Origin of the sequence: Nodosilinea nodulosa PCC 7104, from assembly GCF_000309385.1 — a bacterium.
GTDB lineage: Bacteria > Cyanobacteriota > Cyanobacteriia > Phormidesmidales > Phormidesmidaceae > Nodosilinea > Nodosilinea nodulosa.
In genome coordinates this window covers 332,237-345,447 of record NZ_JH976537.1, presented here as the reverse complement: position 1 = coordinate 345,447, position 13,211 = coordinate 332,237, and the positions used below count along the sequence as shown (strand labels likewise).

11 protein-coding genes are annotated in these 13,211 nt (G+C 56.6%); 4 read left to right on the top strand and 7 right to left on the bottom strand.

Annotation, left to right across the window (positions count from 1 at the left end):
• Positions 1 to 68: 68 nt before the first annotated feature.
• A complete protein-coding gene (locus tag LEPTO7104_RS39785) occupies positions 69 to 275 on the bottom strand; it encodes a hypothetical protein (protein WP_155523473.1) in 207 nt (68 codons plus the stop codon).
• An 853-nt stretch (positions 276 to 1,128) separates the two neighbouring features.
• Between LEPTO7104_RS39785 and LEPTO7104_RS32295 the strand changes: the two genes are divergently transcribed.
• The 3 genes from LEPTO7104_RS32295 (at position 1,129) to LEPTO7104_RS0101410 (ending at position 8,728) form a co-directional block, all read left to right on the top strand.
• On the top strand, positions 1,129 to 2,583 hold the full coding sequence (locus LEPTO7104_RS32295) for a diguanylate cyclase (RefSeq protein WP_071527161.1): 1,455 nt from the start codon (positions 1,129 to 1,131) through the stop codon (positions 2,581 to 2,583).
• Between the two features lie 268 nt (positions 2,584 to 2,851).
• Positions 2,852 to 7,627, top strand: a complete 4,776-nt coding sequence (locus tag LEPTO7104_RS36550) for a PAS domain S-box protein (RefSeq protein ID WP_155523472.1) — start codon at positions 2,852 to 2,854, stop codon at positions 7,625 to 7,627.
• A gap of 456 nt (positions 7,628 to 8,083) precedes the next feature.
• Positions 8,084 to 8,728 carry a response regulator gene (locus LEPTO7104_RS0101410; protein WP_017296754.1) on the top strand — a complete coding sequence of 215 codons (645 nt, stop codon included), beginning with the start codon at positions 8,084 to 8,086 and terminating at the stop codon, positions 8,726 to 8,728.
• A gap of 47 nt (positions 8,729 to 8,775) precedes the next feature.
• Here LEPTO7104_RS0101410 and LEPTO7104_RS32285 read toward each other — a convergent pair whose 3' ends face one another.
• The 6 genes from LEPTO7104_RS32285 to LEPTO7104_RS0101380 form a co-directional block, all read right to left on the bottom strand.
• A complete protein-coding gene (locus tag LEPTO7104_RS32285; protein WP_083886979.1) occupies positions 8,776 to 9,867 on the bottom strand; it encodes a leucine-rich repeat domain-containing protein in 1,092 nt (363 codons plus the stop codon).
• 52 nt (positions 9,868 to 9,919) lie between these two features.
• Entirely contained in the window at positions 9,920 to 10,375 is a 456-nt protein-coding gene (locus LEPTO7104_RS0101400) for an anthrone oxygenase family protein (RefSeq protein WP_225886912.1), read from the bottom strand.
• An 85-nt stretch (positions 10,376 to 10,460) separates the two neighbouring features.
• On the bottom strand, positions 10,461 to 11,048 hold the full coding sequence (locus LEPTO7104_RS0101395) for a class I SAM-dependent methyltransferase (RefSeq protein WP_225886911.1): 588 nt from the start codon (positions 11,046 to 11,048) through the stop codon (positions 10,461 to 10,463).
• A 233-nt stretch (positions 11,049 to 11,281) separates the two neighbouring features.
• A complete protein-coding gene (locus tag LEPTO7104_RS0101390; protein ID WP_017296750.1) occupies positions 11,282 to 11,623 on the bottom strand; it encodes a DUF3703 domain-containing protein in 342 nt (113 codons plus the stop codon).
• Between the two features lie 8 nt (positions 11,624 to 11,631).
• Positions 11,632 to 11,763: a hypothetical protein gene (locus tag LEPTO7104_RS42145; protein WP_017296749.1), complete on the bottom strand. Its 132-nt coding sequence runs from the start codon at positions 11,761 to 11,763 to the stop codon at positions 11,632 to 11,634.
• A 63-nt stretch (positions 11,764 to 11,826) separates the two neighbouring features.
• Entirely contained in the window at positions 11,827 to 12,240 is a 414-nt protein-coding gene (locus LEPTO7104_RS0101380) for a VOC family protein (protein ID WP_017296748.1), read from the bottom strand.
• Positions 12,241 to 12,744: 504 nt separating this feature from the next.
• Between LEPTO7104_RS0101380 and LEPTO7104_RS0101375 the strand changes: the two genes are divergently transcribed.
• Positions 12,745 to 13,098 (top strand): hypothetical protein, encoded by a 354-nt coding sequence (locus LEPTO7104_RS0101375; protein ID WP_017296747.1) that lies wholly within the window; start codon positions 12,745 to 12,747, stop codon positions 13,096 to 13,098.
• Positions 13,099 to 13,211: the final 113 nt, after the last annotated feature.

Here is a 13,211-nt window from a genome sequence, read left to right as displayed (position 1 = left end):
GGATAGGACATCCAGAAACCCTATGGACGTTTGAGCGTTTGAGCGTTCATAGGAAACGGAGACAGGTTTTAACTAGGCTGGCTACAGCTATATTCTGAGCGCTGAGCGACCTCTAGCCTCTCCGTGTCGCCGCTGGGGCCGTGGCTAAAAATCATAGCCAGGCTAGAGCCGGCTTCTACCCGGCCATCCTCAGGTTGGTTTTCGTCTCGATCGCGCCAGCGCTTGGGAATAGATGGGGCGTTTCTGTAGCTTGAAACCCGAGATGAATAACGCATGGCAATAACCTGTTCAAGACGGACCGTGATGGAAAACCGAGCTAGCCGAATGCGGCCTCGGGTTGTCCCTGGCTAAAGCTGAAAGAGGAGATCAAACCCTCGGTCGCTAGCAGCGGCAGAACGAGAAACTGCGAAAAGATTGAGTATTAAGTTTAGAAAACAAATGTGGCATTCTCGTGAACAGGCCAGGGCCACCGCTTGCCTATATTTTGGCCTGGACCCATCTCAGCCTCGGGGTGCTTAGGCAACTAGGGGCGAGGGAAAATTTGTCTGGACCCAGCCCGAGGGAAATCTATTGCGTAAGTGAGACCTAATCTCGGATAACAATAATACATAAATTAATATTATTTATACGTGTTTTTGCGGTAAGTTGTCAGGTCCGCCACGGGGGTTGACGGTGGGTCGGGCCGGGGCAAGAGGACCGGCAGAAAACGAGCTAGAGAGCGACTTTGCACCTTTTTGAGCAGATTGGCGGTAAAATCCTGATTTTGGGCCGTTATGCGCCATTGGAAGCCTCTGGGGCCGATCGGCTGGGCGATCGGTGAGGGGGCGATCGCGAGATTTGAAAGCCTCTGGGGAAAGGTGCTTTGGGTCGACGGAGGGCGGGAAAGCCGCTTTTTTGTCTGACTTTCCCCAGGTTCAGGGCCAGGGCATGGCTGTTGATCTCGGACAATTTTGGGACAGCTGCCGCCTTGGCTGGGGCAGGTCTGGGGGTGCGATCGCTTTAACCTCCGCTGCGATCGAGGGAATTTGACTGAGGAGTAATCGCTAAAATTCGTCAATAATACATTTAATCGGCCAAGGTAATAAACATTACCACTGCCACCTAGTCACTGAGTGAGTTCCTGAGGTTATGTCCCACGATTCTGCATTGGGAGTTCAAAGGAGAAGTTCAAAGGAGATTTTAGTCATAGACGATGCCCCCAACAATTTGCGGCTGCTGCTGCGAGCGCTGTCTTCGGAGGGCTATCTGGTGCGCTGTGCCAAAACTGCCGCCCTGGCCCTGGCTCGGGTGCAAAGGGCGCTGCCCGATATGGTCTTGCTGGATATTCGCATGCCCGAGATAAACGGATATGAGCTTTGCCAGCGGCTCAAGGCCGATGCCAGAACCCGCGCCATTCCGGTCATTTTTCTCAGTGCTTTAGACAGCGCCGAGGATAAGGTGCGGGCCTTCGGGTTGGGAGCCGTTGACTACATCCCCAAACCCTTTCAAATCGAGGAGGTGCTGGCGCGGGTGGCCTATCACTTTCAGGTCCATCAGCTCCAGGTTCAGCTCCAGAGCGAAAACGATGACCTGCGCCAGGAAAATGCTGAGCAGCAGCAGTCACTCACGCAAATCGAGCAGGCCCACCAGATGCTCAGCCAGGTTTTAAATTCCCTGGCCGACGGCGTTGCCGCCTTTAGGGCTGTGCGGAATCAGGGGGGAGAAATTGAGGACTTTCAGTGGCTGCTGAGCAATGCTGCGCTGGCCCACTGGGTGGGGCGATCGCCCGCTGAACTGGCGGGGGCTACGCTCTCTGAAATTTTGATTGACTGCCCCAATGACAATGTGCTGGATCTATTCATTCAAGTTGTAGAGCAGCACGAGTCGCTCCAGTACGAGCTGCTCTGCGAACCCAGCGGCGAAATTCCCCTCTGGTTTGAGCTGATGGCCAGCTGTCTCGGTGACGGCCTGGTGGCGCGCCTGAAAAACATCACCCAGTATCGGCAGGTGATTACGCAGATGCAGGCCACCATTGGCGAGCTACAGGTCTTGACTACCCAGGATGGCTTGACCCAGATCTCCAACCGCCGCGCCTTTGACCAATATCTCCAGATGGAGTGGCAGCGTCTGACCCGCATGCAGGAGCCCATATCGTTGATTATGGGCGATATAGACCGATTCAAGCGATTTAACGACCTCTGCGGCCATGCGGTTGGGGATGAGTGCCTGCGGCAGGTCGCGGCGGCGATCGCCTCGGTGGTGAGGCGCCCCGCCGACATGGTGGCCCGCTACGGGGGCGAAGAATTTGCCATTCTGCTGCCCCACACCAATTTGCAGGGAGCCGTTCAGGTTGCCGAGCAGGTGCAGACGGCCATCGCCAGTCTGCATCTGGATGTCCCGCACTCGGAGTGTGAGCAGGTCAGCCTCAGCCTGGGGGTTGCCAGTCAAATTCCCGGCCAGCTTAGCACGGTGGAGATGCTGCTGGCGGAGGCCGACAGTGCCCTGTACCGGGCTAAGCGCCAGGGCGGCAACCGGGTTTGCCTGAGCGTTTTGGAGCGTGACCCAGAGGTTAGCTACGAGGCCGCCTACGACGACGAGGAATAGCGCCATCTGCCGCTCAGGTCGGCCGCGCGGCCGACCGGCCGTCACAGGATCGTCACAGTTATTCGGTAAAATTTTGGGGCTGCAGGCGCTATTGTCAAGCCCCAATTAGCCACACCTTGCCGAGGCCGGGGGGCAACATCATTTTCCAGCGTATGATTTGGGGATAGGCCCAGGGTTAAAGCGGACGGGGCGGTATCTGCCCGCAGGCGCAGGCGGTATTGCGGAGGTGCAGAGACCGGTTTTTGAGGCGTGCCATCGATTTTGCCCTGTGACCCCTCCATTCTCCAAATCCCTGCGCATGGCTACCATTCTCTGTGTCGATAACGATCCGCTGACGCTACAGGCCGTGAGTGCTCAGCTGGCCCAGGAGGATCTGGACTACCGCCTTGCCCTGGCCACCACCGTTCCAGAGGCGATCGCTGAGGTAGAGGCCATCCTCGACGCGGACTCAGAGGTGCCCCTGATTATTGCCAACCAGGCCCTGACTGACTCCGCCTGGCTGGCAGCGCTCTACGGGCAGTTTCCCCAGGCGCTGCTGCTGCTGACAACGGTGGCGGCTGGGCCGGGGCTGGCTGGGCCGACGGAGGCGCTGATTCCCCAGGGCCAGCTCTATCGCTGCATGTCCGAGCCCTGGCGGGGGGCCGACCTGCGGCTGACGATTGCCGAGGCGCTGCGGCGCTGTCGCTACGAGCGGCAGCTGGCGCAAATGCAGACGGACCTGGCCATGGCCCAGCGACGCATTGCCCAGTTGAGCGCCATGCCGCGACGGGCTGAACCCTCCGGCTCCCTCGGCCACCCCCAGGCGGTTCTGGCGCTGCAGGCCAGCGAAGCCCAGAAACGGGCTATTCTCTCGGCTGTGCCCGACATTATGACGGTGCTGACGGCGCAGGGGCAGTACGTCGATTTTTCGATCAATCAATTTGCGGGTGAGCTTGTTCCCTTCGATTTTTCCAGGATTGTAGGGGCCTACGTAACGGAGCTTTTTCCCCCTGAGGTGGCTCAGCGGTGGCTGGTCGCCATTGAGCGCACCCTGACGACCGGCGTTGCCCAGCGCTTTGAGCAGCAGCTGCACTTTGGCGATCGCCTGCAGGAGGAAGAAGTGCGGATTGTGCCTTACCAGCACGATCTGGTGCTGGCCATGGTGCGCGACATTACCGATCGCAAGCAGGCTGAGCTAGAGCTGCGCCGCAACCGCGAGCTGCGGGAGGCCATCTTTAACGAATCGACCGACGCCCTGTTTTTGGTCGATGCCCAAACCCACCTGATTGTGGACTGTAACGACCGGGCGGTGGCGCTGTTTGAGGCCGAGACTAAGGCCAGGCTTATCGGCACCTGCGGCAGCGCGCTACAGCGCCACCCCTTTACCGAGGCGGAAGTGGCAGAAGTGCTTCAAACTATGGCCGAGAAAGGCTTTTGGAGTACTGAGGTAGAGTATGTCAGCATTAAGGGCCAGCGCTTTTGGGGTAGTTTGGCGGCCAAATCGATTGTGGTTGCCGGTACGGCCATGCAGCTGGTGCGCGTTACCGACATTACCCAGCGGCGGCATATTGAGGCCCAAATTCGCGATCGCGAGCAGCAGCTTCAGCTCACCCTAGCTTTTACGGGCGTGGGGGCCTGGCAGTGGTGCCCGGCCACCGGGGACTACCAGTGGAATGGTCAGATGCAGGAGCTGCTGGAAATTCCCCCCGGCCTGGGCAACATGTACCAGCTCTGGCGCGATCGCATTCACCCCGAGGATGTCGAGCGGGTTGAAACTGCCCTGCAAACTGCCCTGGCCCAGGGGCTGCCCTTTGCCCAAGAGTACCGCTACTGCCTGCGCGATGGACAGGTCGGCTGGCGCTGGCTCAAAGGCCAGGGAGTTTACACCCCGGCGGGGGAGCTGGAGTACGTGCTGGGGGTGGTGCAGGATATCACCGACAGGCGGCAGATAGAGGCGGCGCTCCAGGCCAGCGAGCAAAACCGCAAGCTGGCGCTGGAGCTAACCCACACCGGCAGCTGGGAATTTGACCCCGCTTCGGGAGCAGTGCTCTGGAGCGAGAGCCACTACCGCCTGCTGGGGATTGCCCCCGGCGAGCAACCCATCACCTACGACACCTGGCGTCAGGCGGTGCATCCCGACGACCGGGCTGGGGCCGAGGCGGCCTTTGCCCTGGCCCTGGCCCACCAGACACCGCTCGATATGGAATACCGGGTTGTGCTGCCCAGCGGGGATATCCGCTGGATGCTCACCCGCGGGCAGGGGGTTTATGACGAGGATGGTCAACCCCTCAAAATGCTGGGCGTGATGGTGGATATTAGCGATCGCAAACAGGTTGAACTGGCCCTGTCCCTGTCCCAGGATCGCTACCGCAGAGCCACCCAGGCAGCCAAAACCGGCGTCTGGGAAGTAAATCTAAAAACTAAAACCGGCTACATCGACCCCAGCAAAAAGACCCTGGCCGGCTACACCGATGACGAAATTAGCAACCAGATTGACCAGTGGGATCGACTCATCTATCCCGACGATCGCGACCATGTAGACGCCACGATTCAAGCCTACCTAAACGGCGAAACCCCAGAATTTACGGTGGAGTATCGGATTGTGCACAGGGACGGGGCCCCGCGCTGGATGCTGGGTCGCGGGCAGCTGCGCCGCGACGAGCAGGGTCAGCCCGAGGTATTTTTTGGCACTACCACCGACATTACCCAGCGCAAGCGGGCCGAGCTGGCGCTCCAACAGCTCAACAACGAACTGGAACAGCGGGTGCAGCAGCGCACCCAGGATCTGCAAAAACTGGCCGCCATTGTTGAAAACAGCACCGACCTGATTGGCGTGGCCAGCCTCAGCGGTGAGGCCATTTACCTCAACCGAGCCGGGCAGCAGCTCCTGGGCATCGCCCCTGGGGATCTGGTCGGTAAGCCAATAACCACCTTCCTCAGCCCGGCTACGGTGCTCCAGTTTGAGCAGGAAACCCTGCCCACTCTTCTGCGGCGGGGCTACTGGCGGGGCGAGTCCAGCTTTCAGCACCAGCAAACTGGCGAAGACCTGGCGTTTGAGCAGGTGACGTTTCTAATCCACGATCCTAAGACCAGTGCGCCCCTGTGCATGGCTACCATTTGCCGCGATATTCGCCAGCGCAAGCGCAGCGAAGCCGAGCGCAAACAGGCCGAGACTGCGCTCCAGGCCAGCGAAGAACGGTTTCGCGGCACCTTTGAGCAGGCGGCACTGGGCATTGTTGAAGCCAGCCTGGACGGCCGCATTGTGCAGGTCAATCAAAAATTCTGCGATCTGGTGGGCTATTCTGCGGCGGAGCTGTTGTCCAAGACCTACCTGGAGTTGACCCACCCCGACGACCTGGTCAAGGATAACGCTGGCGTTAGCCGTCTGCTCAGCGGCGAGATTTCGTCGTTCACCCTTGAGAAGCGCTATCTGCGCCGAGATCAGACGCCTGTCTGGGTGAACCTGGCGGTTTCGCTGGTGCGAGACGGGCTAGGCTACCCCCACTACCTGCTGGGGGTGGTGAACGACATCAGCGATCGCAAACAGGCTGAAGAATCTCTCAAAACCCTCAACCAGGAGCTAGAGCAGCGGGTGCGCGATCGCACCCAGGCTCTACAGCAGGCCATGGAAGCGGCCCAGGCCGCCAGTCGAGCCAAGAGCGCCTTTCTGGCTAACATGAGCCACGAGCTGCGCACCCCCCTCAACGCTATTTTGGGGTTTGCCCAGCTCATGGCCCGCGACGCTGCCCTCAGCCGCAACCATCACCAATCCCTGGAGACTATCAACCGCAGCGGCGAACACCTGCTCGCCCTGATCAACGACATTCTCGAAATGGCCAAAATTGAGGCCGGACAGGTGAGCTTTAAGCCAGTCTGCTTCGATCTAGATGCTCTACTTCACACCTTAGAAGACCTGTTTTACCTGCGGGCCAGGGGCCAGGGGCTCGAATTTGTGGTCGATCGCCATCCGGCTCTGCCCCGCTACCTGAGCAGCGATGAGCCAAAACTACGCCAGGTGCTCGTCAACCTGATCGGCAATGCCGTCAAGTTTACCCCCCGCGGGCAGATTTCCCTGCGGGTGGCTCCGGCCGCGTCCTTCCACCAGCCGCCAGCAATTGGTACGACCCTGGCGATCGCCTTTGAGGTCAGCGATACCGGCATTGGCATTCCCGCCAAAAATCTCGACACGCTGTTTGAGCCCTTCGTGCAGATTGACCAGAGCACTAAGGCGCAGGAAGGCACCGGGCTAGGGCTTTCCATTAGCCGGGAGTTTGTGCAGCTGCTGGGCGGCCGCCTCGCCGTCAAAAGCCAGTTGGGCCGGGGGTCTACCTTTAGCTTTACCCTCTCTATGCCTGTGGTGGACAGCGCTGAGGACGCAGAACCCCTTTTGCCCTCTGCCCCCATTGTGGGACTGGCCCCCGGCCAGTCCAGCCCTCGCCTCTTAGTGGTAGACGATGACGATACCCAGCGGCAGCTGTTGACCCAGCTGCTGAGTTCGGTGGGCTTTAAACTCTGCGAGGCCAGGGATGGCCAGGAGGCGATCGCCCTTTGGGAACGCTGGCGGCCCCAGCTGGTCTGGCTCGATTTGCGCATGCCGACCATGGGCGGCTACGAGACCGTCCAGCAGATTCGGAGTCGGGAGCGAGCCGCAAATCGGCCCCCCACCAAAATCATTGCGCTAACCGCCAACGCTTTTGAGGAGGATCGCGCCCAGGCGCTAGCTCTGGGCTGCGACGATTTTGTGCGCAAACCCTTCCAGTTCAGCCAGGTGTTGGCCAAGCTGATGGAGCACCTAAACGTACGCTATACCTACGGTCCCGAGCCAGAGGCGACGGTCGAACCCCTAACCCAGGCCGATGCGATCGCCGCCCTGCACACCCTAGCCCCGCCGCTCCTAAGCCAGTTCTACCAAGCCACCCTCCACCTCGACAGCGAAAGCCTGGCCCAGCTGATTGCCCAGCTTGCTCCCCATCATCCCCCCCTGGCCGACCTGCTTGGCCTGCATCTCGACAATTTTGCCTTCGACACCATCCACGATCTGCTACGGCAGGCCATAGATCGCTGATGCAGTGGGCTCTGGTCAGCTCAGCTCGTGCAGGTTGGGTGAAACGAAGCGAAACCCAGCAGCAGCAAGCCTTTGCTGGATTCCGCTGGCGCTCCACCCGACCTACCAATTAAGGCTTAACAAAGCGCTAGTACTCGAAGGCTGAACTATGCCGACGGCGTTGCTGAATAGCAGTATGAATTTGTGGACTCCTAGGTGAGTTCTCAATGCGTCTAGCCCTTGCTTCATACCCCGAATCAGCAACGCCATGCGGGCTATTCCAGCTCGCTTGGCCCCCTAGCTCCCCTGCTCCCTCGCGATTGACAATAGTCATCACACTTGTGCCTCAGTCTACTAGTCAGCCCGCCATATCTTTCCCATATAACTGTTGTGTACACTGCATTCATACGAAATCGTCTACCATAGAAAATCCTCCTAAAATAATAATAATTGGCCAGTAAATTTAGTTTTTAATACATGGCTTTTAATTCCGCTAGCTGCCGGGGCGACATTCTGGTCGTAGATGACCTGGTAGACAATCTTCGGATGCTGTCGGACACCCTCTCTAGCGAGGGCCACCGCGTCAGAGCTGTAAGAAACGGGTCCATGGCGCTGATGGGAGCCAGAACGGCTCCCCCTGACCTCATTTTGCTGGACATTCGCATGCCCATGATGGACGGCTTTGAGGTGTGCCGCCAGCTCAAGAATGATGCCATCACCCAGGGTATTCCGGTTATTTTTCTCAGCGCCCTAGACGAAGCGGTGGATAAAGCCAGGGCGTTTGAAGCGGGGGGGGTTGATTACATTACCAAGCCTTTTCACGTTGTTGAGGTTCGGACAAGGGTGCAGCACCATCTCACGATTCAGCAGTTGCAAAATCAGGTCTTGGCCCAGCAAGAACAGCTAGAACTTCTGGCTAGGGAGGCATTTGGTACTTCCCAGTCTGAGCCCGCAGAGCTTACCTCGGCGGCCGCGCTTCAGGCCGTCAACCTGATCTTGGCCTACGCTGCTGGTCTCGACCAGGGGGGCGGCAGCTCCCCAGAGCAAGAGCGGCGGCTGCAAGCCCTCCGCCAGCACGGAGAAGACATTCTCCAGCTGCTTTTGAGCCTTGACCAGGATTGAGCGTCAGGCGGCAGTGGCGCGTCACGGGCAGGCGGCCGGTTTCTGAATCAGTGCTTTATCAGCTGAGCTGGATTGTCAGTAGAACAGTCAATGCGATCGCACAGGGGATTGTCGCTGAGGTACAGAGACTTTAATTGGGTCAGTGTTGACAAAGGCGCTACGTTGGTAATGTTGTTGCGGCTGAGATTGAGCATGCTCAGATTTCTCAGGGATGCCAGGGGAGTCACATCAGAGATTTGATTGCCCTGGAGGATCAATGCATCTAAATTAGTTAGCTTAGCCAAGGCGCTTACATCAGAAATTTGATTGTTGAAGAGGGTGAGATCGCGCAAATTTTTGAGCTCAGATAGCGCGACTAAATCTGCGTCTGAAATTTGGCTTTCACTTAAATCTAAGGTAGATAAATGGTCCATTTTCGATAAGGGAGACAATTCTGAGATGGTATTGCCACCCAGCACCAGTCGTTCTACCTCATCTAAATTTGCCAATGGTTCTATGTTAGTAATTTGGTTGCCGCCAAGCTCTAAGTTATTGAGGTGAGTCAGTTGCGACAATGCTTCCAGATCAGAAATAGCGTTTCCAGTTAGACGAAGTTCGAATAATTCGCTGAGCTGGGCTAGGGGCGCCAAATCTTTGACCTGATTATTGCCGAGATAGAGCGTACTGAGTTTAGTCAGCTTTGATAGTGGGGTTAAATCTGAAACTTGATTGTCATCAAGACCGAGGGTCTCTAGCTCAGACAGGGCCGATAGGGGAGATAAATCAGAAATTTGGTTGCCCATCAAATGAACGGATACTAGCTGAGGCAGGTCCGCTAAAGGCGCTAGGTCTTCGAGCTGCTGATTGCTCAGATCTAGTCCGGGCGTAGAGCTGAGGATGTCATTGGCGCGATCGCAGTCTTTTGTATTCGCCACGGTCAACAGTACCGCCACCGTGTGCTGGGTTGCCGGGTCTAAATTTTTTTGGTGCTCACACCAGTCTGAAAAGTGAGCAAACGTATCTGGGTCGCTTTGAGAAGCGCCTTTTTCAATCATTACACCTACGACCAAAGCCACCAGTAAACTGAGGCCCAAAACGGCAGCCCTACCTTTGATTGGGTTGGCGGCATCTGTAGTCTGAGAATTGGGTGATGGAGGCATTTTTTTCTCTCCGGTTAAATTAACGGGCAGTTGCTTTAGAAGCTGACTGTAACTAACTTTTAGCGCCTGGGTAGGCAGGCAGAGGAGGGAATGGCGGATTGACTAGAACCGACATCAGTAAGGCGCTGAAGCCTGCTAGAGTAAACAGAAAGTTGATGGCATGGGCAAATTCCCACTGATGCCTGAGCTGCTCCCAGTTGGCGGGGACTGCCTCGGGATTGGCTTGTTCTATAACGACGTTAACCGGCTCAATCTGCAGGAAAAAGGTGAGCGGAAAAGCTATTAGTAAGCAGAGAGCGCCAGTCAATGTCCATCGGAAAGGCTCCCGGTGTTTGCGAACCAGAACGGCGAGGGCGATCGCGGCTAGAACTGCTCCAACCGTCACAAACGCCCCTGGCCCCGGTGCGCCAAAGTAGCGATACAGGCTGTTTTGAAGCGTGATGTAGAGTGCCCCATCGTACTGTAGTTTTGCGGGCATCTCCAGCGCGTGGGCAAATTCTAGGCCCATAAATAGGGCGGCCAATATTAGAGTAGCGAAACGCCAAATAGTGAGAAAATTCATCGTCTTAAAGGCTCTTAAGGCATCACATCAGCTAGCGATCTTCAGCCATCTTACATGCTCGAAAACCCACGCAGGCGAAGCTCGTGAACCGGGCCAATCCAAAAGGAAAGGGGATGATTCTGAGGTTTTCAAACCCGGCCTCAGCCATCAGGTTGATCAACTCTTTTGGGCTAAAGCAGCTGTTTCCCCAGTGCCACTGAATGAGCGAACCGACAATTCCAGATCGGGTGATGACCAGAACCAGAGGCGCACCCGGACGCAGCACTCTGTATATTTCCTGCAAACCCTCGGTGGGATTGCTCAAATGTTCGAGCATGTGAGCGCTGATTGCCATGTCAAAGAAATCACCCGCAAAGGGCAGCGTTCTGACGTCGCTTTGGCACAGGTGATGATCAACCCGAGCAAGGGTTAGCCATTGATCGGCTTTTTGGAGCATTTCAGCGGAAAGATCGATGCCTACAATATGAGCGTTGGTGCCGATGCTTTCAGTTAGCGCAAGGCTAAAGGCGGCGGTACCAATGCCACAATCACAAACAGTTAAGCTGCCCCTCAGGGAGGGAAAAATATTGCCCTGGTGGAGCGATCGCCACAAGTTTCGGTAAGCATAGCGGTAGCCCAAAAAAGAAAGATGCTGGTGCCACCAGGCGGCAGCCCGATTGTAGGCGCGAGACAGTTCGGCATTGGTGGGATAGACCCGCTGGACTGAAATTTGCCACCAACCAATTGTCCATTCCATTGTGCAAACTCCCAGCAGTGCGACTGTAGGGTTACAATCGCTCTCTATCCCGGTTAAATCCCTGATCGAAGGGATAGTTGGAAGGATAGTTGGGCAGGGTTTGGTTGCTCAATTTACTAATCCAGCAGATGTTGGATATCCTCAGGAACTGAATTGCTCTGAGCATAGCTGGGGCTGGCTTTGCCGCCCCTTAGCTTTCTCATTTGGCCAAACACAATCGTCAGGGGAAACGCCAGCAGAGTCGGCATCAGCTGATCTTTGATCTCTTGAAAATCTCGCTGTTTCCAGGCTAGGGCCAGCATGTGCCCGTGGGCAAGGGTATGGGCGATCGCATCCTTCTGACCTAGCATATGCGCCCGCTGCAGGGCTATCCACGCCGTATCAAAATCTTGCTGCGCGATCGCGGTTTTTGCGCGATCAAGCTCTGCCTTGAAACGGTTCTGTACAGGAGTTTTCATCGGTGACCTCACCATATTTGCACACAGTAGCGTTTGGGCTGTTTTTGAAAGACCGGGTTGTTGATGTTTGCGATCGCATAGCCTGCCACCCAATCGGCCAGGGTATCGAACACAAACGGGTAGACAATTTGCTTTTCCATCGAAAGATTCTCCTTTTCCTCATCCCTCTGGGACGGCGGCCCCGATGCTGGAAAATGCGGTGACTAAGCGGGCTGCGGCTCCAGCGCCTCATCCCAAAAGGCGGCCTCCACCTTGTGGCCATCTAGATCCCGCACAAAGCAGCCGTAGTAGGGCTCACCGTATTCGGCTCGACCGCCTGGAGCGCCTTCGCCCCTCCCGCCAGCGGCGAGGGCCGCCGCATAAAACGCCTGGACGGCCTCTTTGGTGGGGGCAATAAAGCCCACATGGGTGCCGTTGCCAACCGTGGCGGGCTGACGGTCAAAGGGGGTCTGCACCCAAAATTCGGGATACCGCTTGCCGTAGGCCATCGCCCCCGGATGCTCCATCAGCCGCTTGCACCCCAGGGTTGACAGCACCTGGTCATAGAACGCGATCGCGCGATCGAAGTCATTGGTGCCAATCGAGACATGAGAAAGAATGCTGGGATTGTTATCCATAGCTAAACCCTTCCTGTAGCCAGAAAATCGGTATGGTGCAAAACACTGGTGGCAACCATACTGCGGCAGTCGCCGCTAACCTGCCCATTTGATTAGTGTAATTGTACTATACAAAATGGGGGAGTTTTAGCGTTGGCCAAAGGCGAATATCCGAGGGCTGCATTTTGAACCTAATCGAGCGATATGCATAGACCGTGGGTCTAAGTGCTGAAGCCGTGGCAAAGTCGCGCCGAAATGGGTTCTGCCGAGCCTTTGTAACGCCCCGCTTCACCCATACACCCGTCAGTAAACGGTATTTTCAGAACAACTCCCCTGCCTCCGGCTGTTTTAGTATGGCGAGATTGCGCAATTGATTCCCTAGCCGAAAGGATAGTAGAGCGCACGTCGTATTGCTGCGGCCAGTCTGGTTAAGACAGGTCTCCTGTGAAGGTTCAAACGTTTGAACGTTCATAGGGTCTCTGGATCTTCTAACCAACATGACTATTGCTGTATTTTCCAAACTCTATGGAACCTGACTTACAAACGCCTCCAGAACTGCTGCCCGTATTGAATGATCTGATGCAGCGCGAGCCGATTTTTCATCGTCTGGAATGGGGCACCACCCGTCGGGATTTTGAGGCCATGACCGATGCTGCGTTTTGGCAAGTCGGCGCTTCTGGACGCCGCTACAGCCGAGACTATGTGCTCGATACGCTAGAAAAGCGCTATGCCCAACCGATTGAAGAAAGTTGGGAGACTCGCCACTTTCACTGTTTGGAAATTGCCCCAAACCACTACCTGCTGACCTATATTTTGATTCAGGCTGAGAGGGTAACTAGCCGGGTGCATCCCAGTTATGCAATGAGTAGAAGTGCTTAGTGCAGATCAAAGGCAGAAGCCGTAGTCTCAGAGCAGCAACTCTGAGGATAACTAAAGCGATGGATGCCGCCAAGGAAGCTCAAATTAAAGCCCATGCCCTGGCCTTAGCTGAG